The organism is Vibrio sp. Vb2131, assembly GCF_033338535.1.
Lineage (GTDB): Bacteria > Pseudomonadota > Gammaproteobacteria > Enterobacterales > Vibrionaceae > Vibrio > Vibrio alginolyticus.
The window spans coordinates 1-525 of the sequence record NZ_JAWOSW010000160.1 but is presented as its reverse complement, the minus strand read 5'-3'; the positions used below and the strand labels follow the sequence as shown (position 1 = coordinate 525).

Annotated in this window: 1 protein-coding gene; it reads right to left on the bottom strand. The window is 45.3% G+C overall.

Annotated features, from left to right (window positions below; genetic code table 11):
• On the bottom strand, positions 1-525 hold a 525-nt coding region (locus R7E38_RS23360; RefSeq protein ID WP_318082232.1), incomplete at both ends, for an MBL fold metallo-hydrolase.

The window sequence follows — 525 nt, the reverse complement described above, 5'->3', positions numbered from 1 at the left end:
GCACGTACAACAGGTTTAGGAGGCCAAAGTACCTCCATGTTCAACCCTTGCCACTTCCATTTCTCAGCAGCAATACAAGGCTGATAATGTAAAAAGCTCTGGCTGCATAGTTTGTGTTTAGGTGAAAAGTACTGCTCTATCACTTTTCGGCCGCCAGCATGGTCATTATCGGCATGACTTAAAATCATCGTATCGACACTTGAGTAGCCTCTGCGGTGCAGTACTGGCGTAATCACTTGCTCAGCTATACTGCCGTTTTGCCAAGCTTTGCCCGTATCATAGAGTAAAATTCTACCCTCTTTTTCAACCAGCACCGCCAACCCATGCCCGACATCAAGCACATCAATACGCCAAGTTTGGTTATCTTGCTTAGGAAACAACCCTGTCACCACAACAATTACACAGACAAACATCCAAACGTAACGAGGCATAACATGTCTTAAAACGAGCACGGCACTCACTACAGCAATAACAAATGTCCACTCGGTACTAATGGGTTGCCAAGTTCCTATGGCATATCGAACA